This window comes from Pseudomonas sp. A-RE-19 (assembly GCF_019956555.1).
Classification (GTDB): Bacteria; Pseudomonadota; Gammaproteobacteria; order Pseudomonadales; family Pseudomonadaceae; genus Aquipseudomonas.
In genome coordinates, this window is record NZ_JAHBDQ010000011.1 from 141454 (window position 1) to 166388 (window position 24935).

The window sequence follows — 24935 nt, forward strand, 5'->3', positions numbered from 1 at the left end:
TACTCATCCCAGTTGCGCCATAGCCTGACGGAAGGCCGCCGGCAGGTTGTCGCCGAAGTGAATTTTGCCACCTGCCTGGGTAAAGATGCCCATGTTCGCCAGCCATTGCTCAAACTCCGGCGCCGGTTTCAGGCCCAGGGTTTTCCGGGCGTAGAGAGCGTCGTGGAACGAGGTGGTCTGGTAGTTGAGCATGATGTCGTCGGAGCCGGGGATGCCCATGATGAAGTTGATTCCGGCCACGCCCAGCAGGGTCAGCAGGGTGTCCATGTCGTCCTGGTCGGCTTCGGCATGGTTGGTGTAACAGATATCGCAACCCATGGGCACGCCCAGGAGTTTGCCGCAGAAGTGATCTTCGAGACCGGCGCGGATGATCTGTTTGCCGTTGTAGAGGTATTCCGGGCCGATGAAACCTACGACGGTGTTCACCAGAAACGGTTTGAAATGGCGCGCCACGGCATAGGCGCGGGTTTCGCAGGTCTGTTGATCGAGGCCGTGGTGGGCGTTGGCCGACAACGCGCTGCCCTGACCGGTCTCGAAATACATCAGGTTTTGGCCCAGTGTGCCGCGATTCAGGCTCAAGCCTGCTTCATAGCCTTCCTGCAAGACGTTGAGGTTGATACCGAAACTCGCGTTGGCCGCTTCGGTGCCGGCAATCGACTGGAACACCAGGTCCAGCGGAACACCGCGATTGACCGCCTCAATGGAGGTGGTGACGTGGGTCAAGACGCAGGCCTGGGTCGGAATGTCATAGCGCTGGATGATCGCATCGAGCATTTCCAGCATGGCGCAGATCGAAGCGATGCTGTCGGTGGCCGGGTTGATGCCGATCATCGCGTCGCCGTTGCCGTACAGCAGGCCGTCGAGAATGCTCGCGGCGATGCCGGCCGGTTCATCGGTGGGGTGATTGGGTTGCAGGCGCGTCGAGAGTCGGCCGCGCAGGCCCAGGGTGCCGCGGAATTTCGTGACCACGCGGATTTTCTGTGCCACCAGCACCAGATCCTGCACGCGCATGATCTTCGACACGGCGGCGGCCATTTCCGGGGTCAGGCCGGGAGCCAGGGCACGCAGGCTCTGTTCGTCAGCCGCATCGCTGAGCAGCCAGTCACGGAAGCCGCCGACGGTTAGGTGGCTGACCACAGCGAACGCTTGCTTGTCATGGGTATCGATGATCAGTCGGGTGACTTCATCGGTCTCGTAAGGAATCAGCACTTCCTGCAGGAAGTGAGTCAGCGGAATGTCAGCCAGGGCCATCTGCGCGGCCACGCGCTCGCCGTCGTTGAGCGCGGCAACGCCGGCCAGGAAATCCCCGGAACGCGCCGGGCTGGCTTTGGCCATGACGTCCTTGAGGCTGTCGAAGCGGTAGGTCTGGGCGCCGACGGTATGGGCAAATGCGGCCATGGGACGGTGTCCTCCTGATTAAATGATGACCTGTAGGAGCGAGGCTAGCCCGCGAAGGCCATGACGCGATTTTCCTGATGCACCGCGTTATCGTTCTTCGCGGGCAAGCCTCGCTCCTACAGGATGGGGTTGCCGACCCCAAATAGGGCGTGCGCCAAGCGACAGGCCCGGCGCCGGTGCAACTCAGACGCCCTCGAGCATCGCATCCGCCGGCGCGTCGGAACGCTGCTTGGCCGTCAGTTGGAAATACAGGTAACCGGCCGCCATGAACCCGAGGAACACACACCCGATCAAGGTGTTGAACCAAGCCATCGCCACCAGGCATACCACGGCCAGAAACAGCGCGATCCCCGGTACGATCGGGTAGCCCGGTGCACGGAAGGTGCGTTCCAGGTTCGGCTCGGTTTTACGCAATTTGAACAGGCTCAGCATACTGATGATGTACATCACGATAGCGCCGAATACCGACATGGTGATCATCGCTGCCGTCAGTGTCATGCCTTGCAGGTTGACCAGGCCATCGCTGTAGATCGCTGCGATGCCGATCACGCCGCCGGCCAGAATCGCCCGGTGCGGCGTCTGGAACCGCGAGAGTTTGGCCAGGCCTTTGGGCAGGTAACCGGCGCGAGCCAGGGCGAAGAACTGTCGCGAATAGCCAAGAATGATCCCGTGGAAGCTCGCCACCAGACCGAACAGACCGATCCAGACCAGCATGTGCATCCAGCTCGAATTGTTACCGACCACGGCTTTCATCGCTTGAGGCAGCGGGTCGTTGATGTTCGACAGTTGGCGCCAGTCGCCGACGCCGCCAGCCATCACCATGACGCCGATGGCCAGGAACACCAGGGTCAGAATGCCGCTGACGTAGGCCTTGGGAATTGTGCGTTTCGGATCCTTGGCTTCCTCGGCGGCCATGGCCGCGCCTTCAATGGCGAGAAAGAACCAGATCGCGAAAGGGATTGCCGCAAAGATGCCAGGAATCGAGGCCATGGTGAACTCATTGGAGCCCGACCAGCCGTTCAGCACGAAGTTACTGAAGCTGAAGCCCGGTGCAACCACGCCCATGAACACCAGCAATTCGGCGACCGCCAGCACGGTGACCACCAATTCGAAGGTGGCGGCGATGCTCACGCCGAGGATATTCAAGCCCATGAACACGAAATAGGCGCCGACAGCGGCGATCTTCGGGTCCAGTTCCGGGTATTGCACGTTGAGGTAGGCGCCGATGGCCATGGCAATCGCCGGTGGTGCAAAGACGAATTCGATCAGGGTGGCAATGCCGGCGATCAGTCCGCCTTTTTCACCGAAGGCCCGACGGCTGTAGGCAAACGGCCCGCCAGCGTGGGGAATGGCGGTGGTCAATTCGGTGAAACTGAAGATGAAACAGGTGTACATCGTCGCCACCATCAGGGCGGTGACGAGAAAACCCAGGGTGCCTGCGGTGCCCCAGCCATAACTCCAGCCGAAGTACTCGCCGGAAATCACCAGGCCGACGGCAATGCCCCATAGATGCAGGGTGCCGAGTGTGGGTTTGAGCTGTGTAGTAGAAGTCATAAGTCCTCTCTGTCTTTTTTATTGTTTGATCTGTTGGACTTTCGGGTATGGCGTTTTCGTGTGGTACGGGCACGCAAAGCCCGTGCCAGAGCAGCAGGGCTATGTAGGGTGTGTCAGTGGAGGCGCCTTCGCTGGCAAGCCATGCTCCTACAGATCACTGATACCTGTAGGAGCGAGGCTTGCCCGCGAAAGCCGTTACGCGCTATCGCGACGAGTTAGAAGAAGCCCAGCGGATTGATGTCGTAGCTCACCAGCAGGTTCTTGGTCTGCTGATAGTGGTCGAGCATCATTTTGTGGGTTTCACGCCCGACGCCGGACTTCTTGTAACCGCCAAACGCGGCGTGCGCCGGGTACAGGTGGTAGCAGTTGGTCCACACGCGACCGGCCTTGATGGCGCGGCCCATGCGGTAGGCGCGGTTGATGTCGCGGGTCCAGAGGCCGGCACCCAGGCCGAACTCGGTGTCGTTGGCGATGGCCAGGGCTTCGGCTTCGTCCTTGAAGGTGGTGATGCTCACCACCGGGCCGAAGATTTCTTCCTGAAACACGCGCATTTTGTTGGTGCCCTTGAGCAGGGTCGGCTGGATGTAATACCCGGTCGCCAGGTTGCCCTCGAGTTTTTCTACCTTGCCGCCGGTCAGCAGCTCGGCGCCTTCGCCCTTGGCGATTTCCAGGTACGAAAGGATTTTGTCGAATTGCTGCTCGGACGCCTGGGCGCCGACCATGGTGTCGGTGTCCAGCGGGTCGCCACGTTTGATCTGCAGGACTTTGTTCATGACCACTTTCATGAACTCGTCGTAGATCGATTCCTGCACCAGGGCGCGGGATGGGCAGGTGCAGACTTCACCCTGGTTGAAGAACGCCAGCACCAGGCCTTCGGCGGCTTTCTCGATGAACGTCGGCTCGGCTTGCATGATGTCTTCGAAGAAGATGTTCGGCGACTTGCCACCCAGCTCCACGGTGGACGGAATGATGTTTTCGGCGGCGCATTTCATGATGTGCGAGCCGACCGGGGTCGAGCCGGTGAAGGCGATCTTGGCGATGCGCTTGCTGGTGGCCAGGGCTTCCCCGGCTTCTTTGCCGAAGCCTTGCACTACGTTGAGTACGCCGGGTGGCAGCAGGTCGCCGATCAGCTCCATGAGCACGGTAATGCCCAGCGGTGTTTGCTCGGCCGGTTTAAGGACCACGCAGTTACCGGCGGCCAGGGCCGGGGCGAGTTTCCAGGCGGCCATCAGAATCGGGAAGTTCCACGGAATGATCTGCCCGACCACGCCCAGCGGTTCATGGATGTGATAGGCCACGGTGTTGCCGTCGATCTCGGCGGCGCTGCCTTCCTGCGCGCGGATGCAACCGGCGAAGTAGCGGAAATGGTCGGCGGCCAGCGGAATGTCGGCATTGAGGGTTTCGCGCACGGCCTTGCCGTTGTCCCAGGATTCGGTGATCGCCAGCAGTTCCAGGTTCTGTTCGATGCGATCGGCGATTTTCAGCAGCACCAGCGAGCGTGCCTGGGCGGACGTGGCGCCCCAGGCATCGGCGGCGGCATGGGCAGCGTCCAGGGCTTTGTCGATGTCTTCAGCCGTGGAGCGCGGGAATTCGGCAATCGGTTGGCCATTCACTGGCGAAGTATTGGTGAAGTACTGACCTTTGACAGGCGCGACGAACTCGCCGCCGATGTAGTTACCGTATTTGCTCTTGAACGAAACGATAGCGCCTTCAGTACCGGGGTGAGCGTAACGCATGATGATTTCTCCTTGGCTTTTGTACTTATAAGAGAGGCGCATGTGCGCTTGCTATAAGCGTAGAGCAAAGGTCGGGCCACTGCCTTGCAGGTCAGGTAAATCAAGGCCTTGCGCGTTTTTTGTCAGACGGATTGGCGGCGTTTGTGACGCTTGCGGTACAGCCCGGGTGACACTTTGTACCGTCTGTGGCACAACCTGTGACCGGCCGGTCTTGCCAGCATTGCAATGCACGCCGGGCTGGAGGATGCTCGGTGCTCTTTACACACCTTTGATGGCAGCCGCATACCCTGTAGGGGCGGTGTAAACCGCTCGGGGAGAATAATAAGAAATGCACGACAACCATTTGAGTCGCCATGCCCAGCAAGTGTTGACCGTGACCCAGGGTAAATCCCACCTGCACGGTCCCGGCAGCGACCCGTCCATTGCCCGCTCCTGGCTGCGTTGTCTTGAGGACTATCACCTCGACCCGGCCCTGACCATGGCGCCGACGGTGCTGGAGCATGGCCGTGTGCTGGAAAGCCGCGAACGCTTGCAGCAAGTGCTGCAGATCGCCGGCAACGAAATGACCAGCCTCCACCAGCAACTTTCCGGTGCCGGCCACGCGGTGCTGCTGACTGACGCCCGCGGGGTGATCCTCAACTGCGTCACCGCGCCCGCCGAACGGAAGATTTTCGAGCGCGCCGGCCTTTGGCTGGGTGCCGACTGGAGCGAAGCCTGCGAAGGCACCAACGGTATCGGCACCTGCCTGGTGGAGCGCCAGTCCCTGACCATCCATCAGGACGAACATTTTCGCGGCCGTCATACCGGCCTGACTTGCTCGGCGAGCCCGGTGTTCGACCCTCATGGCGAGCTGCTGGCGGTGCTCGACGTGTCTTCGGCGCGTCACGAGGTTTCGCGTCAGAGCCAGTTCCACACGATGGCCCTGGTCAATCTGTCGGCGAAGATGATCGAGAGCTGCTATTTCCTGCGTTACTTCGACAATCAATGGCTGCTGCGTTTTCACTTGCAGGCCGAATCCGTCGGGCTGTTCAGCGAAGGGTTGCTGGCGTTCGACGGAGAGGGGCGGATCAGCGCGGTCAATCAGAGCGCGCTGAACCTGCTGGGGCATATTCGCGGCGGCCTGTTGGGCAAACCGGTGGAGGCGTTTTTCGACTGCTCACTGGATGAACTGCTTGGCCGCGCGAGCCTTGGTGCCAGCGCCAGTTGGCCGTTGCGCACCCGTGACGGGCGGCGGCTGTTTGCCGTGTTGCGCGGGCAGCCGCGCAGTATTCCGGTGCCGGTGGTGCAAAGCCCTGCAGTGGTCGAGCGTCCTCGACTGTCAGGCATTTGCCTGGGCGATGCCGCGTTGCAGGAGGATTTCCGCAAGGCCTTGCGCGTGTTTGAACGGGACGTGCCCTTGCTGATCAACGGCGAAACCGGTTCCGGCAAGGAAGCCTTCGCCAAGGCCGTGCATCAGGCCAGTCAACGTTCAGAAAGAACGTTCGTCGCCCTCAATTGCGCGGCGATTCCCGAAAGCCTGATCGAGAGCGAACTGTTCGGTTATCGCGGCGGCAGCTTCACCGGTGCCCGCAAGGAGGGCATGCGCGGCAAGTTGCAGCAGGCCGATGGCGGGACTTTATTCCTCGATGAAATCGGTGACATGCCGCTGAGCATGCAGACCCGGCTATTAAGAGTGCTGGAAGACCGTCAGGTGGTACCGATTGGCGGTGAGCCGGAGTCGGTCAATGTGCGGATCATCAGCGCCACTCACCGCAATCTGCTTGAAAGGGTGCAGGACGGCAGTTTCCGCGAAGATTTGTATTACCGGCTCAATGGGCTGGAGGTCGCATTGCCGGCGTTGCGTGAACGTTCTGATAAATCGCAGTTGCTCGACTTTTTGCTCGCTGAAGAGGCGGGCGGGGAGACGGTGCTGATCGATGCTCCGGCGCGGCAGGCCTTGCTGGATTTTGCCTGGCCGGGGAACGTGCGGCAGTTGCGCAATGTGCTGCGCACGTTGGCGGCGCTGTGCGACGGCGGGCGGATCGGGCTGGGGGATTTGCCGGCGATGATTCGCCAGGCTCGGCCGGTGACCGTGTCGGCGGTTGAGGAACCGTCCGAGTACCCGCTGGACGATGCCGAGCGGTTGGCGTTGCTGACGGTGCTGGAGCAGCAGCGCTGGCACATGACCCACACCGCCGAACAGCTGGGCGTCAGCCGTAATACGCTTTATAGAAAGCTGCGCAAACACGGTATCGCCCGTTAGGTACACCATACCCCCGTAGGAGCGAGGCTTGCCCGCGAAGCTTTTGGCGTACTTGAGGACGCCTTCGCGGGCAAGCCTCGCTCCTACAAAGGCTGTGGTCTTGAAACACAAGGTGCGATTTTCCCCTCCCTACGCTAACCTGCGGCCATGTTTTACGAGGTCGACTATGCACATTCATATTCTTGGTATTTGCGGCACTTTCATGGGTTCGATGGCGGTTCTGGCCAAAGAGCTCGGCCATCACGTGACCGGCTCCGATGCCAACGTCTATCCACCGATGAGCACTCAGCTGCAAGCCCAGGGCATTGAGTTGACCCAAGGTTACGACCCGGCGCAGCTCGATCCGGCCCCGGACCTGGTGGTGATCGGTAATGCCATGTCCCGCGGTAACCCGGCCGTCGAATACGTGCTGAATAAAGGTCTGCCGTATGTCTCTGGCCCGCAATGGCTGGCGGATCACGTATTGCAAGGCCGCTGGGTACTGGCCGTCGCCGGCACTCACGGCAAGACCACCACCAGCAGCATGCTCGCCTGGGTCCTGGAACATGCGGGCATGAGCCCGGGTTTCCTGATCGGCGGCGTTCCGCAGAATTTCTCGGTGTCGGCGCGTCTGGGCGGCACGCCGTTTTTCGTGATCGAAGCCGACGAATACGACAGCGCGTTCTTCGACAAGCGCTCCAAGTTCGTCCATTACCGCCCGCGCACGGCGATCCTGAACAATCTTGAGTTCGATCACGCCGACATCTTCCCCGATCTGCCAGCCATCGAGCGGCAGTTCCACCATTTGGTGCGGACCATCCCGAGCGAAGGCCTGGTGATCCATCCGACCACTGAGCCGGCCTTGCAGCGTGTTATCGACATGGGCTGCTGGACGCCGGTGCAAACCACCGGTGCGGGCGGTCAGTGGCAGGTCAAACTGCTCAGCGAAGACGGTTCGAAGTTCGAAGTGATGTTCGAGGGTGTCGCTCAAGGCGTGGTCGAGTGGGACATGACCGGTCAACACAACGTCGCCAACGCCTTGGCCACCTTGGCCGCCGCGCGTCACGTCGGCGTGGTGCCGTCGATGGGCATTGAGGCACTGAGCGCGTTCAAAAGCGTGAAGCGCCGAATGGAAAAAGTTGCGGAAGTGCGTGGCATCACGATTTACGACGACTTCGCTCATCACCCGACCGCCATCGCCACCACCCTGGACGGTCTGCGCAAACGCATTGGCGACGCGCCCTTGATCGCGATCATCGAGCCGCGCTCCAACTCCATGAAGCTCGGCGCTCACCGCGATGGCTTGCCGGAGAGCGTGGTCGATGCCGATCAGGTGATCTGGTATTCGCCGGCCAACCTCGGTTGGGATCTGGGCGCCACTGCGGCGTTGTGCACCGTGCCGTCGATTGTCAGCGATTCGCTGGAAGGCATCATCGAGCGCGTGAAGAGCCAGGCCCAGCCCGGCACGCACGTGGTGATCATGAGCAACGGCGGCTTCGGCGGTCTGCACGGCAAACTGGCCGAGGCGCTGCAATGAACAACGGCCCGGAACGCATCACACTGGCGATGACCGGCGCTTCGGGTGCCCAGTACGGCTTGCGTCTGCTCGACTGCCTGGTGCGCGAAGACCGCGAAGTGCACTTCCTGATCTCCAAGGCCGCGCAACTGGTGATGGCCACCGAGACCGATGTCTCGCTGCCGTCCAAACCGCAAATGATGCAGGCCTTCCTCACTGAATACACCGGCGCTGCTGCCGGGCAGATTCGGGTGTATGGCAAGGAAGACTGGATGTCGCCGGTGGCTTCGGGTTCTGGCTCGCCAGCGGCGATGGTGGTGGTGCCGTGTTCCACGGGGACCTTGTCGGCTATCGCGACCGGGGCCTGCAACAACTTGATCGAACGGGCTGCCGACGTGACCTTGAAGGAGCGTCGCCAGCTGATTCTGGTGCCGCGCGAGGCGCCGTATTCGAGCATTCATCTGGAGCACATGCTCAAGCTGTCGAACATGGGCGTGACCATTCTGCCGGCGTCGCCGGGCTTCTATCACCAGCCACAGACCATCGATGACTTGATCGACTTCGTCGTGGCGCGAATTCTCAACTGTTTGAACATCCCGCAAGACATGCTGCCGCGTTGGGGCGAGCACCATTTGAGCAGCGATGAATAAGCTGCTGATCCTTCTGCTGGTTTTGCAATTGGCCGGCTGCGCCACGGCGCGCACACTCGACGCCGCCAAGCCTGGAGCGCCGGTGGTGTATTCGGGAACGCGTCTGGATTTGTATGCGATGAATGGCGGGTGCTGCGCCATGGACCGATTCGGCGCAGAGGCGCCGAGCTACCCCGGTGTTGATCTGCCGGCCAGTGCCTTGCTCGACACGTTGCTGTTGCCGCTGTCGTTGTTGACGGTGATTGGCGTGAGTTTTCAGGCGACTGGCGGAATGTAGGAGAGCGCTTCGCGCTCTATCGCGAGCAGGCTCGCTCCCACATAAGATCTTCAGTGGACACAAAATAGGTGAACGCCGCCAATCAAATGTGGGAGCGAGCCTGCTCGCGATGGCGTCCAATCAGGCGCCGCAAGATTACTTGCCTAACTTGCGCAACTCATCCGACTCGACAATCCGCACGCCATCCTGCTCCTCCAGCGCCAGGCGCCACATGGCGCGGGCCAGTTGGCAAGCTTCGATGCCGTGGTATTTGCCAGGGATCAGGCGCGATAACGGACCAGCGACTTTCTCCGCCAGTCGCGGCTCGGCGCGGTCGCCCAACAACAGCGACGGCCGGCAAATGGTCAGTTGCGGCCAATTCTGCGCGCGCAATGCGTGTTCCATCTCGCCTTTGACCCGATTGTAGAAAATCGAGGATCTGCGATCGGCTCCCAAGGCACTGACCACAATCAAGTGCCGCGCGCCCATTTCCCGTGCACGTTTGGCGAAGGCCACCACCATGTCCAGGTCCACCGCGCGAAACGCTTCTTCGGAGCCAGCCTGTTTGATCGTGGTGCCGAGACAGCAGTAGGCAATGTCGACACGACCGTTCAATTGCGGCAAAAACACCGTCGGGTCGCCGACCGGATTTTCCAGGTGAGGATGCTCGGCCAATGGCCGGCGTGAGGGGGCCAACACTCGTGTAATCGTTGGCTCGTTGAGTAGACGGTCAAGCAAATGCTCACCGGTTAACCCGGTAGCTCCGGCAAGCAATACATGCTGAGGCGTCAAGTACATAGTAATTCCCCCTTGATACTGTTCAGCTTAGTTGCTCTTTTCATCCTTGCTGATAGAGACACTTTGCAGTGCCTTTCGTGCTTGCTGTTTGCGCAATAGTTGCCAGTGGCTGAGAACGGTTTTCGGCGCCCAGATCTGCGGCTCGGAGGCTTCGAAGCCGTCGGCCAGTTCACGCTCGGCCACGGTGGCCTTGGCCAGTTTGAAGGCTTGCTCCAGATCGTCGGTCTGATTCAGCGCCTGGGCGAACAGCGCGTCGCCGAAATAAGTGAAGTTGGCTTCTTCCGAACACCCGAAAGACACTCGGTCGGCGCGCGAGGCGGTCATGATCAGGGTGCGTTCGTCCTTGAGGGCTGGGATGAAACCGCCGGAATAGCAAGACGAAATCACAATGACCTTGTCGCGCTTTTTCAGGGGCGCGAGGACGGTGGCCAGTTCGTCGGCCGACAGGTCGGCCAGTTCCATGCGTGGCTGGTCGAGTACCAGTTCGTGTTCACTGGAGCCATGGCTGGTCAGGTAAATGAACAGCAAATCTTCCGGGCCACTGCGCTCGGCCAGGGTCTGGGCGGCGCGGCGCAGGTTTTCCCGGGTGGCCATCGGCCGGTCGCCGAGGTGGTCGCGATGGTTGACCAGACGGATCTGGCCGAAGGCGCCGAAACGGCTGGTGAGCATGTTGGCGACGTAGTCGGACTCGCGCAGGAACACGCTCTGCTTGCCATCACCGCCCAGGGTCAAGGTGTACAACTCGACCGCCGGGGTCGAGGCTGGCACGTCGGCCAGCGCCTCATCGAGCAAGCGGCCCTGGGCCAGCAAGCCGAGTTCGAGGGTGTCGGGCAGCAACTTGCCGTCGGCATCGCGCACGCGTTGACTATTGATCCAGGTGCCGCTCTGCACCGTGCCATCGGTCAGCACCAGAGTGCCTTGGCCCTGATAGTTATCGCCCTCGAACTGGCCGATATAAAAACTGCCATCGGCCAGGTTCAAGCGGCCCTGGCCGGTGAAACGCCAGTCGCTGAACTGCCCGATGTAGTGACTGCCGTCGGCACCGATCAACTCACCCTTGCCGTTCAGCGCGCCTTCCTTGAACTGACCAAGCCAGACATCGCCATCGGCGTTTTCGTAGCGGCCCTTGCCGTGCAGTTGATTGTTCTTGAAACCGCCGACATAGATATCGCCATCGGCGCTGTTGAAGGTGCCGTTGCCTTCCAGCTGACCATCAACGAAGTGCCCGGTGAACTGATTGCCACTGGCATCGCTGCGCTGGCCCTCGCCGTTGGGTTTGCCGTGGGCGAATTGTCCCTGGTACTGGCTGCCGTCTTCGAGTTCCAGACGGCCGAGCCCTGAATATTGATCGCTCTTGAACTCGCCACGATAGGTCATGGCGTTTTCTTTGAGGGTGCCTTCACCGTCGCGTCTACCGGCCTTGAAACCGCCGGTGTAGCTGCTGCCAGTGGTGGTCAGCGTACCCTGGCCGTCGAACAGGCCTTGCTGGAATTGCCCGCGATAGACTTCGCCGTTGCTGCCGTGCCATTCACCCTGGCCATGCCATTGGCCTTTGTCGAAGTGGCCGGCGTACCAGCTGCCGTTCGGGTAATCGATGCGACCCTCGCCTTGCAGCAAGCCGTTGACCAGATCACCGCGATAGCGTCCGCCGTCCGGCAGGCGGGCATCGGGGGGCAGCAGCGATTCGCCATCGCCGCAAGCGGTGAGCAACAGGGTCAGAGCAAGGAGTGCAAGTGAGCGCATAGCGGGATCCGGGCAATTAGGCGACGGAGTATGCCGCAGCTATGTGTCGCATTTATAGGGACACGGCGCAGACACGGCGCGAAACAGCGTGAGCCGCTTCGCATCCGGGATGTTTTACACGAAGCAGAGGGACAGTGGCTCGGCGATATACGCCGGTTTTTCCGACCCTTCGATTTCAAGCGTGGCGGTGGCCTTGAGCAGCCATTGGCCAGGTTTCTTCTCGATGACCTCGTTCATGTCGACCTTGAGTCGAACCCTGGAGTTGACCTTCACAGGCTGGATGAAACGCACACTGTCCAGGCCGTAGTTGACCACCATCTTCGCGCCTTCGGGCAGGATGAGGATGTCTTCCATCAATTTGGGGATCAGCGACAACGACAGAAAACCATGGGCGATGGTGCTGCCAAACGGTGTTTGCGCGGCTTTGACCGGGTCGACATGGATGAACTGATAATCGCCTGTGGCTTCTGCGAACAGGTTGATGCGTTCCTGATCGATGGTGAGCCATTGGGAACATCCGAGTTCCTTGCCGACATAATCTTTGAGCTCTGCAACTGGAACATAGGGCATTGAGACTCTCCTTGGGTTCATCGGTTTTATAGTTTTCGAGTGGCGGGATTCGACCGCCCTGCGAACCACTTTAGATCAACATGGCCAATTGCTCAGGTCAACTAATCATGCTTATGGCGAATGCTGATCCATAGCGTTGGCATGCTTATAATGCTCGGTCCCTTTTTGTGGGGAGCGCGCGTGGGAGATGATGGATGTTGTTACGTGGCCTGACCTGGCTGGTGCTGTTCCAATTGCTCGGCACCGCCCTCAACCATCTGTTTTTGCCGGTGCTGCCGGGGCCGATCATTGGCCTGCTGCTGTTGCTGGGGTATCTGATTATCCGCGGTCAAGTCGGCGAGCCGCTGAACCTGGCGGCCAGCAGTCTGCTGCGTTACCTGCCGTTGCTGCTGGTGCCGCCAGCGGTGGGGGTGATGGTTTACGCCGCCGATATTGCCGCGGATTTCTGGGCGATCACCGGTGCGCTGGTGTTGTCGCTGCTGCTGTCCATGGCCTTCGCCGGCGTGCTGATGCAGCGCCTGGTCAAGCGTCATGCTCACCGTGAGGACGGCCAATGATGTTCGATTGGCACGGCGCCTGGTCGTCGGTGATTCATCATCCGTTGTTCGGCATCGGCGTGACGCTGGGTGCGTATCAGTTGGTGCTGGCGGCATTCGAGAAAACCCGCTGGATCTTTCTGCAACCGGTGCTGGTCTCCATGTTGCTGGTCATCGGTGTGCTGGTCGGTTGCGGCCTGAGCTACGCCGAGTACCGCAAGAGCACCGAGATCCTGAGCATCTTGCTCGGGCCGGCCACGGTTGCATTGGCGGTGCCGCTGTACCTCAACCTGCGACGGATCCGGCAGTTGTTCTGGCCGATATTTACTACGCTGGTGATAGGTGGCGTGATCGCCACGGGCATGGGCGTATTGCTGGGCTGGTGGTTCGGCGCCGAACACATGATCCTGATGACCATGGCGCCCAAATCGGTGACGTCGCCGATTGCCATGCTGGTGGCGGAGCAGATCGGTGGTGTCGCGGCGCTGGCGGCAGTATTCGTATTGATCACCGGAGTGATCGGGGCGATCTTCGGGCCGAGTCTTTTGACAAGGCTGGGTGTCCACAGCCCTGAGGCACGCGGAATGGCGCTGGGCATGACGGCGCACGCGGTCGGCACTGCGGTGGCGATGCAGGAAAGTGAAGAGTGCGGCGCTTTCGCGGCGTTGGCGATGAGTCTGATGGGCGTGGCCACGGCGGTGTTCCTGCCGCTGGCGGTGTCGATGGTGGTGTAAGGAAATGTCTATGAGTCTGCCGCTTTTTCCGCTGAACACGGTGCTGTTTCCAGACTGCATCCTCGACTTGCAGATCTTCGAGGCGCGTTACCTGGACATGATCGGTCGCTGCATGAAACAGGGCGGCGGCTTCGGCGTGGTGTGCATCCTCGACGGCGAAGAAGTCGGCATCGCCCCTGAAGGCTACGCACGGGTGGGGTGCGAAGCGCTGATCACCGATTTCCATCAGCAGGACAACGGCCTGCTGGGCATTCGAGTGAAGGGTGGGCGGCGTTTCCATGTTGTGCGCACCGAAGTGCAGCGCGATCAGTTGATTGTCGCCGAGGTCGAGTGGCTGGAAGACGAGCCCGAGCAACCGCTGCAGGATGACGACGCCGATCTGGTTGCGTTGCTCAAGGCGTTGGCGGAACACCCGATGGTCGAAGCGCTGAACATGGGCACCGAAGCCACCGGGCAACAGTCCCTGGCCAACCAGTTGGCGTATCTGTTGCCGTTTGCCGAGGTGGACAAGATTGATCTGTTGCAACTGGATGATCCGCAGCAGCGGCTGGATGCGATTCAAGCGCTGCTGGATGAGTTGCAGGGTGAGTTGTTTGCCTGACGTGCGCTAAAAAGATCGCAGCCTTCGGCAGCTCCTGCATTAAATTGGCGTACACCCTGTAGGAGCTGCCGAAGGCTGCGATCTTTTGATCTTCAGTACGCGTATCTCAACATCGCATGCGGCATGTGCCTCAGCACGAAGAACCCGAACAACGCCACCAATGACGGTAATACCAGCCACCAGATTTTTGGCGGCATGGCGTTGAGCGGTGTCTGGCGCTGGCTCAGCCACAGGCTGGCCGCACACACGCATGCTGCCAGCATCGCGCCGGCCAGCACATCGGTCGGCCAGTGCGCGCCCAGGTATACCCGCGACAAGGCAATGGTCAGTGCCGGCAAGCAGCCCACCAGTAACCAGGTCAGGCGCATTCGCGGCGGTTGTCCGCGGCCGGCCAGTACCGCGAGGGTCAGGAACAGTGCGAAAGAGCCCGAGGCATGGCCGCTGGGCATGCTGTAGCTGGTCAGTGGATCGCTCAGCACTTCCGGGCGTACGCGGGCGAAAAAGTGTTTGGTCGCGGTGTTGCCCAGTGCGGTGAACAGCAGGGTGCTGCCGGCGAAGATCGCGTGCCGCCATTGTCGCGTCAGCAATAGCAAGGCTGTCAGCAGGGCGCTGAAGATCAGCATATTGCGGAATTCGCCGATCAGGGTGAAGACCACAGCCGCTTCATCTAGCATCGGGCTGCGATGTTCCTGCACCAGAGCCATGAGCCCTTGATCGAGAGCGGTCAGGTGCGGATAGCCGATGAATAGCCCGGCCAGGATCAGCAAGCTCAGGCTGGCAATCAATACCGTGGCCTTGCGATGACGACGCAGGCTGCTGTTGATGCTCAGCCCCACCATGACCGCGATACTGCCCGCGACGACCCCGGCCTCGGGCCAGAAACCCTCCGGCAACGGCAAACGAATGGCCGCGCCCGTGGCCCAGCCGGGCAGCAGATAGGCAACGCTCCAGCCCGCGGCGGCCAGCAGGCTGACGACGGCGAAGCGTGGGAACGGCATGTCGAACATCCCGGCGACCATGGGCAGCATGGGCCGCAACGGACCGATAAAGCGGCCGACCAACAGGCTGGCGATGCCATAGCGCTGGAAGTAGGCCTCGGCACCCGCGATCCATTCCGGGTGATGGCGCAACCCTGGCAGGCGACGGATGTTCTGGTGGAAATGGCGACCCAGGAAATACGAAACGATATCGCCCAGCACACCGCCGAGGAAACCCAGCAGCAGCGTTTCACCCAATGACAGCGCACCGCTGCCGGCCAGCACCGCCACAGCAAACAGCAACACTGTGCCGGGCACAATCAGCCCGGCAATTGCCAGGCATTCCACGAAGGCTACTATGAATACCGCGGCGGCCAGCCATTGAGGATTGACCGTCAACCAACCGGTCACGCTATCGAGCCATGGGCCCATAAAAACAACTCCATCGAATAATCAATCGGTCCCAAGGGACGAACACAATCTACAAAGCACTACAGATCCCATGTGGGAGCGAGCCTGCTCGCGATAGCGGAGTGTCAGGCGACATCTACTTCGACGGTCAGTCTGCTATCGCGAGCAGGCTCGCTCCCACAATGGATTTTCCATTATTCAGGACAACAAAAAATAATCACGACCTTCGACTTGCCCCCGGCGCAGCGGGTTGCGCGTGCAATACGGCGCATAAGCCGCGTCGACGAAACGGTACATCAGATGTTCGTCGCGCCCGTGGGGAATGCCCAGGCGTGTGGTCTGGATGATGTGGCCGGGCGCCGGCCCCCGGTCTTCCACCAGCAACACCTCATGATCGAAGCGCTTGGCATCCCAGACCGGCACCTTCAGTCCCAGCGCCTTGCACAGTAAGGTCTGCCCGGCACACAGCTTTTGCGAGGGGCGAGGGCGGCCCTGAGCATCGGGGTTGTTCAGCAGCATCTGCGCCAGGCTTGCCGGCCCGCTCAGTTCATCGACCCATGGATAGGCTGATTTGATCAGTACGGCATTGCCCGGCCCCTGAGCGCTGAAGTTCAAGGAATCGCCGCCGCGGGCGTAATACATATAGATGTGGCCGCCATCCAGAAACAAAGCCTTACGTTTTTCTGTGTAGCCAAGGGAGGCGTGGCTGCCTTTTTCTTCGCAGTAATAGGCTTCGGTCTCGATGATTCGGGCACTGAGCCACAGGTCGCCGACCCGATGACGAATGATTTTTCCCAGTAAATTCCGGGCCAGCGTTTGGGCATCTCGGTCGAAAAACGCATCCGGCAGCGCCTTGGGCGGGCACGTAGCGGACGCACGAACAGTCAGATTAGTCATGATGAACAGCGTTTATCAGGGCTGATTGAGTCTTGATGATAGCAATAGGCGGCTTAATCCCGGCTGAACGTCGGCAAATTGCCCTCCATTTCGACCATCCGCCTGTCACCGCTGTTAGTCCCGGGACGCGACAGCTATAATCTGCCGCTTTACTCTTTACCAAGACCTTAGCAAAGACCATTGCAGACCATGACTGAGTCCGTTCTTGACTACATGACCCGTTTGGGTCGCGCCGCCCGCGAAGCTTCCCGCGTAATCGGCCGTGCCAGCACCGCGCAGAAAAACCGCGCATTGCAGGCGGCTGCCAATGCGCTGGACGCTGCGCGCGCCGAGCTGACGGCAGCCAATGAGCTGGACTTGGCGGCTGGCCGCGCCAATGGTCTTGAGCCGGCGCTGCTGGAGCGTCTGGCACTGACCCCGGAGCGCATCGACGGCATGATCGTCGGTTTGCGTCAGGTCGCGGCACTGCCGGACCCGGTCGGCGCGATCCGTGACATGAGTCATCGGCCGTCTGGCATCCAGGTCGGCAAGATGCGCGTGCCGTTGGGCGTGATCGGGATCATCTATGAATCACGACCAAACGTGACCATCGATGCCGCCAGCCTGTGCCTGAAGTCTGGCAACGCGACCATCCTGCGTGGCGGTTCCGAGGCGATTCATTCCAACCGTGCCATCGCCGCCTGCATCCAGCGCGGCCTGGCCGAGGCCGATCTTCCGGCCGCTGTGGTGCAAGTGGTCGAAACCACCGACCGTGCCGCCGTCGGCGCGCTGATCACCATGCCCGAATACGTCGACGTCATCGTGCCCCGTGGCGGCCGTGGCCTGATCGAACGGGTCAGTCGCGATGCCCGCGTGCCCGTCATCAAGCACCTGGACGGCATCTGCCACGTCTACGTCAGTGCCCACGCCGATCTGCCAAAGGCCCAGCGCATTGCGTTCAATGCCAAGACTTACCGTTACGGTATCTGTGGCGCCATGGAAACTTTGCTGGTAGATCAAGCGGTCGCCAGGGAATTCCTGCCGTCGATGGCTGCACAGTTCCGCGAAAAAGGCGTCGAGCTGCGCGGTTGCGAGCGCACCCGGGCGATCATCGAGGCCGTTGCAGCGACTGAAGAAGACTGGCACACCGAATACCTGGCGCCAATCCTCTCGATCCGCGTGGTCGACGGGCTGGATCAGGCCATCGAGCACATTAACAAGTACGGCTCCCATCACACCGACTCGATCGTCAGCGAAAACCTGGCCGACACCCGGCGTTTCGTGGCTGAAGTCGATTCGTCCTCGGTGATGATCAATACCCCGACGTGCTTCGCCGATGGCTTCGAGTACGGATTGGGTGCCGAGATTGGCATTTCTACTGATAAGCTGCACGCCCGCGGCCCGGTGGGCCTCGAAGGTCTGACCTGCGAGAAGTACATCGTGGTCGGTGACGGTCAGTTGCGCGGCCAGGAGTCGGTCTGACTTGGGCGACTTCGACCCGTCAGCCCAACTGACCGCCAGCGAGCCCCAGCCTCGACGCATTGGCGTACTGGGCGGGACCTTCGACCCGGTGCACATCGGCCATTTGCGTAGTGCGCTGGAAGTCGCCGAATCGCTGGCACTCGATGAGTTGCGTCTGACACCCAGTGCCAGGCCGCCCCATCGTGGAACGCCGCAGGTGTCGGCGAAGGACCGTCTGGCGATGGTCGAGTGCGCGGTGGCCGGTGTGCCACCGTTGGTAGTGGACGCCCGCGAATTGCAGCGGGACAAACCGTCCTACACCATCGACACCCTGGAACTGATGCGCGCTGAACTGGCCGCCTCAGACCAGGTTTTTCTACTTTTGGGCTGGGACGCTTTTTGCGGCCTGCCCACTTGGCACCGCTGGGAAGAGTTGCTCCAGCATTGCCACATCCTGGTGCTGCAACGCCCGGATGCCGACAGCGAACCGCCGGATGCCTTGCGCAACCTGCTGGCAGCGCGTTCGGTGAGCGACCCGCTGGCCCTCAAAGGGCCGAGCGGACAGATTGCATTCGTCTGGCAGACGCCGCTCGCGGTATCCGCCACCCAGATCCGTCAACTGCTGGCCAGCGGTAAGTCGGTACGTTTCCTGGTGCCTGACGCGGTCCTGGCCTACATCGATGCGCACGGACTCTACCGTGCGCCGAACTGAATGGGAGTGTTTCAAGGCACGTGATAACAACGTGTATTGAGCCACCCGAACACACGAGCAAAACGAGTTTTATATGACTGACAAAGACGTAAGCAAAGTAAAGCGCAAGGGCACGTTCAAGAGCGCTCCGCTGCCAGAAACGGTAGTCGCCGGCCCGGCACTCCTCGGTGAAGAGCTGGTCAAGGTTGCCGTAGCGGCCCTGGAAGACGTCAAGGCCCAGGACATTCAGGTGATCGACGTTCGTGAAAAGCAGAGCATCACTGACTTCATGATCATCGCTACCGGTACTTCCAACCGCCAGATCGGCGCGATGCTCGATAAGGTTCGCGAGGCGGTCAAGGCCAAGGGCGTCAAGCCGTTGGGCGAAGAAGGCAAGGGCGACAGCGACTGGGTGTTGCTGGATATGGACGATGTCATCGTGCACATGATGACGGCCTCGGCTCGCCAGTTTTACGACCTGGAGCGTCTGTGGTCCGGTGCAGAGCAGAGCCGTGCTCTGAACGCGGCTCACCACAGCCCGGAAAACACCCATGAGCATTTCATCAAGCTCAACAAAGACCAGCAATAAGGGACCGCTGTGCGACTGCGACTGATCGCCGTCGGTTCACGCATGCCCAAATGGGTGGAAGAAGGCTGGCATGAATATGCCAAGCGTCTTCCGTCCGAGCTGGCGCTGGAACTGGTGGAAATTCCGCTCAACACCCGCGGCAAGAACGCCGACGTGGCGCGCTTTATCCGTCAGGAAGGCGAAGCCATGCTGGCCAAGGTCGGGCCGAACGAGCGCATTGTCACCCTCGAAGTCCACGGCAAGCCCTGGAGCACCGAGCAGCTGGCGGTCGAACTCGATCGTTGGCGGCTGGACTCGCGCACAGTGAATTTCATGGTCGGCGGCCCCGAGGGGCTGGCGCCGGAAGTCTGTGCCCGGGCGGATCAACGCTGGTCGTTGTCACCGTTGACGTTGCCGCACCCACTGGTGCGGATTCTGATCGGCGAACAGCTGTATCGTGCCTGGACAGTGCTGTCCGGCCACCCTTACCACAAGTAGTTCTGCCCTCATGTCCCAGCCGATCCGCATCAAGGACCACGAAAAAGACGCCCGTCTGGTGCGTGGCCGCGTCGTGTTCGGGGCTATTGCGGTGGTGACGCTGATTGGCGTGCTGATCGCGCGGCTGTATTTCCTTCAGGTGATCCAGTACGAGTACCACTCGACCCTGTCGGAAAACAACCGCGTCCATGTGCAGCCGATTCCGCCGACTCGCGGGTTGATCTTCGACCGCAATGGCGTGGTGGTGGCCGACAACCGGCCCAGCTTCAGTCTGAGCATGACCCGCGAACGTTCCGGCGACTGGCAGCAAGTGCTCGACGTAATCGTTGAAGTGCTGGAGCTGACGCCCGAGGACCGGGTGATCTTCGAGAAACGCATGCGTCAGGGGCGCCGGCCGTTCGAGCCGGTGCCGATCCTGTTCGAGCTGACTGAAGAACAGATCGCCCGCATCGCGGTGAATCAGTTCCGTTTGCCCGGTGTGGAAGTGGTCGCGCAACTGGTGCGTCATTACCCGCAGGGTGCGCACTTTGCGCACTCGGTGGGTTACATGGGGCGGATCAACGAGAAAGAGCTCAAGTCGCTCGATCCGGTGAGTTACAGCGGCACCCATCAAATTGGTAAAACCGGCATCGAGCGGTTCTACGAGCCCGAGCTGCACGGTCAGGTGGGTTACGAAGAAGTCGAGACCAACGCTCGGGGCCGCGTATTGCGCGTGCTCAAGCGTACCGATCCGATTCCCGGCAAGGACATCGTCCTGAGCCTGGACATCAAATTGCAGGAAGCCGCCGAAGCTGCGCTCGGTGGTCGTCGTGGCGCCGTGGTAGCGCTGGACCCGAAAACCGGCGAAGTGCTGGCGATGGTCAGTCAGCCTAGTTTCGACCCGAACCTGTTCGTCACCGGCATCAGTTTCAAGGCGTACTCCGAGCTTCGCGATTCCATCGACCGGCCACTGTTCAACCGGGTGCTGCGCGGTCTGTATCCGCCGGGTTCGACCATTAAACCGGCGGTGGCGATTGCCGGCCTGGATTCGGGTGTGGTCACCGCATCGACCCGGGTCTTCGATCCCGGCTACTACATGCTGCCCAATTACGATCACAAATATCGCAACTGGAACCGCACCGGCGACGGCTATGTGGATCTGGACACGGCGATCATGCGATCCAACGACACCTACTTCTATGACCTGGCCCACAAGCTGGGGATCGATCGGCTGTCGAGCTACCTGGGCAAGTTCGGCATCGGTCAGAAGGTTTCCCTGGACATGTTCGAAGAGTCGCCGGGGCTGATGCCTTCCCGGGAGTGGAAGCGTGCAACCCGTCGCCAGGCGTGGTTCCCGGGCGAGACGCTGATTTTGGGGATCGGCCAGGGCTACATGCAGTCGACTCCACTGCAACTGGCCCAGGCCACGGCGCTGGTGGCCAACAAAGGGGTGTGGAACCGTCCGCACCTGGCGAAGACGGTCGAAGGCGAGAAGCCCAAGGATGAAAATCCGATGCCCGACATCATCCTGCGCGACCCGTCCGACTGGACCAAGGTCAATCACGGCATGCAGCAGGTGATGCACGGTGCCCGGGGTACGGCGCGCAAGGCATCGATCGGCGCGCAATACCGGATTGCCGGCAAAAGTGGTACGGCCCAGGTGGTCGCGATCAAGCAGGGTGAGAAGTACGACCGCTCCAAGGTGCAGGAGCGCCACCGCGACCACGCCTTGTTCGTCGGCTTCGCGCCGGCCGACAACCCTCAAATCGTAGTGTCGGTGATGGTCGAGAACGGCGAGTCCGGTTCCGGCGTCGCCGCGCCGGTGGTGCGGCAAGTCATGGACGCCTGGCTCCTGGACCAGGACGGCCGACTGAAAGCCGAATACGCCAGCCCTATCAGTGCGGAGGCTACGGCCCGTGAAGAGTAATTTTGACCGCATCCTCTCCAGTGAGGATGTGATGCGTCGCCGTGCGACGCTGTTGCAGCGCATGCACATCGACGGCCCATTGCTGATCCTGCTGCTGACCCTCGCCGCCGGCAGCCTGTTCGTGCTGTATTCGGCCAGCGGCAAGAGCTGGGATCTGCTGGCCAAGCAAGCCACTTCGTTCGGTATCGGCCTGGTGTCGATGGTTGTCATCGCCCAGTTCGAACCGCGCTTCATGGCCCGTTGGGTGCCGGTCGGCTATGTGCTCGGCGTGCTGTTGCTGGTGGTGGTGGATGTCATGGGCCACAACGCCATGGGTGCCACGCGCTGGATCAACATTCCCGGGGTGATCCGCTTCCAGCCCTCGGAATTCATGAAAATCCTGATGCCCGCGACCATCGCCTGGTACTTGTCCAAGCGCACGTTGCCGCCACAGCTCAAGCATGTGGGGGTCAGTCTGTTCCTGATCGGGTTGCCGTTCATATTGATCGTACGTCAGCCAGACCTCGGCACCTCGCTGCTGATTCTCGCCGGTGGTGCGTTTGTATTGTTCATGGGCGGCCTGCGCTGGCGCTGGATCCTCAGCGTGATCGCCGCCGCCGTACCGGTGGCCGTGGCGATGTGGTTCTTCATCATGCACGACTACCAGAAGCAGCGAATCCTGACGTTTCTGGACCCGGAGAGCGATCCGCTGGGCACTGGCTGGAACATCATTCAGTCGAAGGCTGCCATCGGTTCCGGCGGCGTATTCGGCAAAGGCTGGCTGCTCGGCACCCAGTCGCACCTGGACTTCCTGCCGGAAAGCCACACCGACTTCATTATTGCGGTGATGGGGGAAGAGTTCGGCCTGGTGGGCATCTGCGCATTGCTGCTGATTTACCTGCTGTTGATCGGTCGCGGGCTGGTGATTACCGCCCAGGCTCAGACATTGTTCGGCAAATTGCTCGCGGGCAGCCTGACCATGACGTTTTTTGTTTACGTTTTCGTCAACATCGGTATGGTCAGTGGCCTGTTGCCGGTTGTGGGGGTGCCGTTGCCGTTCATTAGCTACGGAGGGACCTCGCTGGTGACGCTACTGTCAGCGTTTGGGGTTTTGATGTCGATCCATACCCATCGCAAGTGGATCGCACAGGTTTGAATAAGGTGAAGATTTCAATGCAAGTAATGCGTGGCTGGGCGACTCGATACGCACCGTGGGTCGGCCTGGTAAGCATCCTTGGTACCGCGCAGCAAGCGTGGGCCGGCGATTACGAAGGCTCACCCCAGGTGGCCGAGTTCGTCGGTGAAATGACCCGCGACTATGGCTTTGCCGGTGAACAGCTGATGGGCGTGTTCCGTGAAGCCGAGCGCAAGCAGTCGATTCTGGACGCCATCTCCAAACCCGCCGAACGGGTTAAACAGTGGAAAGAATATCGCCCGATGTTCATCACCGACGCGCGCATCGCCCGTGGGGTGGACTTCTGGCGTCAGCACGAGGCGATACTGGCTCGTGCGGAGCAGGAATACGGCGTGCCGGCGCAGGTTATTGTTTCGATCATTGGTGTTGAGACCTTTTTTGGTCGCAATACCGGAAATTTCCGGGTGATCGATGCCTTGTCGACCCTGGGTTTCGACTATCCTCCCCGTGCCGAATTCTTCCGCAAGGAATTGCGTGAATTCCTGCTGCTGGCCCGTGAAGAGCAGGTCGACCCATTGACCCTCAAAGGTTCCTACGCCGGGGCCATGGGCTTGCCGCAATTCATGCCGAGCAGTTTTCGCGCCTATGCAGTGGATTTCGACGGTGACGGCCACATTAATATCTGGACCAACCCCGACGATGCCATTGGCAGTGTCGCCAGTTATTTCAAGCGTCACGGCTGGGTCGCCGGGGAACCTGTGGTCAGCCGCGCCGATGTGCGTGGCGATCAGGTGGATGAGGGTTTGACCGATGGCATCGAGCCGACGAAAACCGTCGGGGAGTTGCGGGCGCTGGGGTGGTCGAGTCATGATGCGCTGCGCGATGATATGCCGGTCACGGCTTTCCGCCTGGAAGGTGACAATGGCCCTGAATACTGGATGGGCCTGACGAATTTTTACGCGATCACGCGTTATAACCGCAGCGTGATGTACGCCATGGCCGTACATCAACTGTCTGAACAGCTGGTCCAAGCACGGGGCGTCAAGTAATGCGGGCATTGCCTATGAATAAACCCCTGAAGCTCATGGCATTCGCCGCGTTGGCGGTGCTGGTCGCCAGTTGTTCGACCAGCCGCTCGCCGACTCAGAAATCTTCCACCGCCGTTCGTTCGGCCCCTGGCCTGGATATCAACCGGGCGCACAAGGATGGCGCACCCTGGTGGGATGTCGATGTATCGCGCATTCCGGATGCCACGCCGACCCTGCACTCAGGTCCTTATAAAGCCAACCCGTACACCGTGCTGGGCAAGACTTACTTCCCGCTGCAAGAGTCCAAGCGCTACGTCGCTTCGGGCACGGCGTCGTGGTACGGCACCAAGTTCCACGGTCAGAACACCGCCAACGGCGAGGTGTATGACTTGTACGGCATGAGCGCCGCGCACAAGACCTTGCCACTGCCGAGTTACGTTCGGGTGACTAACCTGGACAACAACAAGACCGTGATTCTGCGGGTCAACGACCGCGGGCCGTTCTACTCGGACCGAATCATCGACTTGTCCTACGCTGCCGCCAAGAAGCTCGGCTACGCCGAAACCGGCACGGCGCGGGTCAAGGTCGAAGGTATCGACCCGCAAGAATGGTGGGCACAGAAAGGGCGCCCGGCACCGTTGATGCTCAACGAGCCACAAGTGGCGCAAAATGCCGCACCGACCGTGACGGCCTCCACCGGCACTATCGAGCAATGGACGCCACCGCCGCAGCAACACGCCGCGGCTGTTGTGCCGGTGCAGATCGATGCAAAAAAAAACGCTTCTGTACCAGCCTCTGGCCAGTATCTGCAGGTGGGCGCGTTCGCCAACCCGGACGCTGCAGAACTCCTGAGATCGAAGCTCAGCGGGATGGTGAGCGCTCCGGTGTTCATCAGCTCGATCGTGCGTAACCAGCAGACACTGCATCGGGTGCGCCTGGGGCCGATGGGCTCGCCGGGTGAAGTCCAGCAGGTGCAGAACAGCGTGCGCCTGGCCAATCTCGGTTCGCCGAGCCTGGTCAGCGCCGAGTAATACGTAGTACTTGATTGACGGTTCACTTGCGGTTTTGGGGGGTGAACCGGGTTGTTGGCTC

23 protein-coding genes are annotated in these 24935 nt (G+C 60.8%); 15 read left to right on the forward strand and 8 right to left on the reverse strand.

Going from position 1 to position 24935, the window contains the following annotated elements:
* Window positions 1-3: 3 nt before the first annotated feature.
* The 3 genes from KGB14_RS08785 to KGB14_RS08795 form a co-directional block, all read right to left on the reverse strand.
* On the reverse strand, window positions 4-1398 hold the full coding sequence (locus KGB14_RS08785; RefSeq protein ID WP_223485701.1) for an ethanolamine ammonia-lyase subunit EutB: 1395 nt from the start codon (window positions 1396-1398) through the stop codon (window positions 4-6).
* 183 nt (window positions 1399-1581) lie between these two features.
* Complete coding sequence (gene eat, locus KGB14_RS08790) at window positions 1582-2952, reverse strand: ethanolamine permease (RefSeq protein ID WP_223485704.1); 1371 nt, start codon at window positions 2950-2952, stop codon at window positions 1582-1584.
* Window positions 2953-3167: 215 nt separating this feature from the next.
* Window positions 3168-4688 carry an aldehyde dehydrogenase family protein gene (locus tag KGB14_RS08795; RefSeq protein WP_223485706.1) on the reverse strand — a complete coding sequence of 507 codons (1521 nt, stop codon included), beginning with the start codon at window positions 4686-4688 and terminating at the stop codon, window positions 3168-3170.
* 328 nt (window positions 4689-5016) lie between these two features.
* Here KGB14_RS08795 and KGB14_RS08800 point away from each other — a divergent pair, with 328 nt between their 5' ends.
* The 4 genes from KGB14_RS08800 (at window position 5017) to KGB14_RS08815 (ending at window position 9352) form a co-directional block, all read left to right on the forward strand.
* Complete coding sequence (locus tag KGB14_RS08800) at window positions 5017-6930, forward strand: sigma-54-dependent Fis family transcriptional regulator (protein WP_223485708.1); 1914 nt, start codon at window positions 5017-5019, stop codon at window positions 6928-6930.
* 166 nt (window positions 6931-7096) lie between these two features.
* Window positions 7097-8446, forward strand: a complete 1350-nt coding sequence (mpl, locus tag KGB14_RS08805; RefSeq protein WP_223485710.1) for a UDP-N-acetylmuramate:L-alanyl-gamma-D-glutamyl-meso-diaminopimelate ligase — start codon at window positions 7097-7099, stop codon at window positions 8444-8446.
* Window positions 8443-9075 carry a flavin prenyltransferase UbiX gene (gene ubiX, locus KGB14_RS08810; RefSeq protein ID WP_223485712.1) on the forward strand — a complete coding sequence of 211 codons (633 nt, stop codon included), beginning with the start codon at window positions 8443-8445 and terminating at the stop codon, window positions 9073-9075. The genes mpl and ubiX overlap by 4 nt, the downstream gene beginning before the upstream one ends.
* Window positions 9068-9352 carry a YceK/YidQ family lipoprotein gene (locus KGB14_RS08815; RefSeq protein WP_223485714.1) on the forward strand — a complete coding sequence of 95 codons (285 nt, stop codon included), beginning with the start codon at window positions 9068-9070 and terminating at the stop codon, window positions 9350-9352. Before ubiX ends, KGB14_RS08815 begins: the two co-directional genes overlap by 8 nt.
* A gap of 135 nt (window positions 9353-9487) precedes the next feature.
* On the opposite strand, the gene KGB14_RS08820 is transcribed toward KGB14_RS08815, so the two are convergent.
* The 3 genes from KGB14_RS08820 to KGB14_RS08830 all read right to left on the reverse strand — a co-directional run bounded on the left by KGB14_RS08820 (window position 9488) and on the right by KGB14_RS08830 (window position 12442).
* Window positions 9488-10129, reverse strand: a complete 642-nt coding sequence (locus tag KGB14_RS08820) for an oxidoreductase (protein WP_223485716.1) — start codon at window positions 10127-10129, stop codon at window positions 9488-9490.
* Window positions 10130-10156: 27 nt separating this feature from the next.
* The gene (locus tag KGB14_RS08825) at window positions 10157-11872 is read right to left on the reverse strand and encodes a C13 family peptidase (protein ID WP_223485718.1); all 1716 of its coding nucleotides are present in this window, start codon (window positions 11870-11872) and stop codon (window positions 10157-10159) included.
* A gap of 114 nt (window positions 11873-11986) precedes the next feature.
* Window positions 11987-12442, reverse strand: coding sequence for a MaoC family dehydratase (locus KGB14_RS08830; RefSeq protein ID WP_223485720.1), 456 nt, complete (start codon window positions 12440-12442; stop codon window positions 11987-11989).
* Between the two features lie 194 nt (window positions 12443-12636).
* On the opposite strand from KGB14_RS08830, the gene KGB14_RS08835 reads away from it, so the two are divergent.
* The 3 genes from KGB14_RS08835 to KGB14_RS08845 are packed head-to-tail and all read left to right on the forward strand — an operon-like array spanning window position 12637 to window position 14313.
* Window positions 12637-12999: a CidA/LrgA family protein gene (locus tag KGB14_RS08835; RefSeq protein ID WP_223485722.1), complete on the forward strand. Its 363-nt coding sequence runs from the start codon at window positions 12637-12639 to the stop codon at window positions 12997-12999.
* On the forward strand, window positions 12996-13712 hold the full coding sequence (locus KGB14_RS08840; RefSeq protein ID WP_223485724.1) for an LrgB family protein: 717 nt from the start codon (window positions 12996-12998) through the stop codon (window positions 13710-13712). The genes KGB14_RS08835 and KGB14_RS08840 overlap by 4 nt, the downstream gene beginning before the upstream one ends.
* Before the next feature lie 10 nt (window positions 13713-13722).
* Window positions 13723-14313, forward strand: coding sequence for an LON peptidase substrate-binding domain-containing protein (locus KGB14_RS08845; protein WP_223485726.1), 591 nt, complete (start codon window positions 13723-13725; stop codon window positions 14311-14313).
* Between the two features lie 92 nt (window positions 14314-14405).
* Here the strand turns inward: KGB14_RS08845 and KGB14_RS08850 are convergent, their stop codons facing one another.
* Both KGB14_RS08850 and KGB14_RS08855 read right to left on the reverse strand, forming a co-directional pair.
* Window positions 14406-15722: a bifunctional DedA family/phosphatase PAP2 family protein gene (locus tag KGB14_RS08850; protein WP_223485728.1), complete on the reverse strand. Its 1317-nt coding sequence runs from the start codon at window positions 15720-15722 to the stop codon at window positions 14406-14408.
* A gap of 177 nt (window positions 15723-15899) precedes the next feature.
* Complete coding sequence (locus KGB14_RS08855) at window positions 15900-16598, reverse strand: DNA-3-methyladenine glycosylase (RefSeq protein WP_223485730.1); 699 nt, start codon at window positions 16596-16598, stop codon at window positions 15900-15902.
* 189 nt (window positions 16599-16787) lie between these two features.
* On the opposite strand from KGB14_RS08855, the gene KGB14_RS08860 reads away from it, so the two are divergent.
* The 8 genes from KGB14_RS08860 to KGB14_RS08895 all read left to right on the forward strand — a co-directional run bounded on the left by KGB14_RS08860 (window position 16788) and on the right by KGB14_RS08895 (window position 24874).
* Window positions 16788-18059 (forward strand): glutamate-5-semialdehyde dehydrogenase, encoded by a 1272-nt coding sequence (locus KGB14_RS08860; protein WP_223485733.1) that lies wholly within the window; start codon window positions 16788-16790, stop codon window positions 18057-18059.
* A 1-nt stretch (window position 18060) separates the two neighbouring features.
* A complete protein-coding gene (nadD, locus tag KGB14_RS08865) occupies window positions 18061-18750 on the forward strand; it encodes a nicotinate-nucleotide adenylyltransferase (RefSeq protein ID WP_223485735.1) in 690 nt (229 codons plus the stop codon).
* 73 nt (window positions 18751-18823) lie between these two features.
* On the forward strand, window positions 18824-19318 hold the full coding sequence (rsfS, locus tag KGB14_RS08870) for a ribosome silencing factor (RefSeq protein WP_223485737.1): 495 nt from the start codon (window positions 18824-18826) through the stop codon (window positions 19316-19318).
* A gap of 9 nt (window positions 19319-19327) precedes the next feature.
* On the forward strand, window positions 19328-19795 hold the full coding sequence (gene rlmH, locus KGB14_RS08875; protein ID WP_003185785.1) for a 23S rRNA (pseudouridine(1915)-N(3))-methyltransferase RlmH: 468 nt from the start codon (window positions 19328-19330) through the stop codon (window positions 19793-19795).
* Between the two features lie 10 nt (window positions 19796-19805).
* Entirely contained in the window at window positions 19806-21701 is a 1896-nt protein-coding gene (mrdA, locus tag KGB14_RS08880) for a penicillin-binding protein 2 (RefSeq protein ID WP_223485739.1), read from the forward strand.
* Window positions 21702-21732: 31 nt separating this feature from the next.
* The gene (gene rodA / locus KGB14_RS08885; protein WP_223486052.1) at window positions 21733-22836 is read left to right on the forward strand and encodes a rod shape-determining protein RodA; all 1104 of its coding nucleotides are present in this window, start codon (window positions 21733-21735) and stop codon (window positions 22834-22836) included.
* 17 nt (window positions 22837-22853) lie between these two features.
* Window positions 22854-23864 (forward strand): lytic murein transglycosylase B, encoded by a 1011-nt coding sequence (gene mltB / locus KGB14_RS08890; protein ID WP_223485742.1) that lies wholly within the window; start codon window positions 22854-22856, stop codon window positions 23862-23864.
* Complete coding sequence (locus KGB14_RS08895; RefSeq protein WP_223485744.1) at window positions 23864-24874, forward strand: septal ring lytic transglycosylase RlpA family protein; 1011 nt, start codon at window positions 23864-23866, stop codon at window positions 24872-24874. The genes mltB and KGB14_RS08895 overlap by 1 nt, the downstream gene beginning before the upstream one ends.
* Window positions 24875-24935 lie beyond the last annotated feature (61 nt).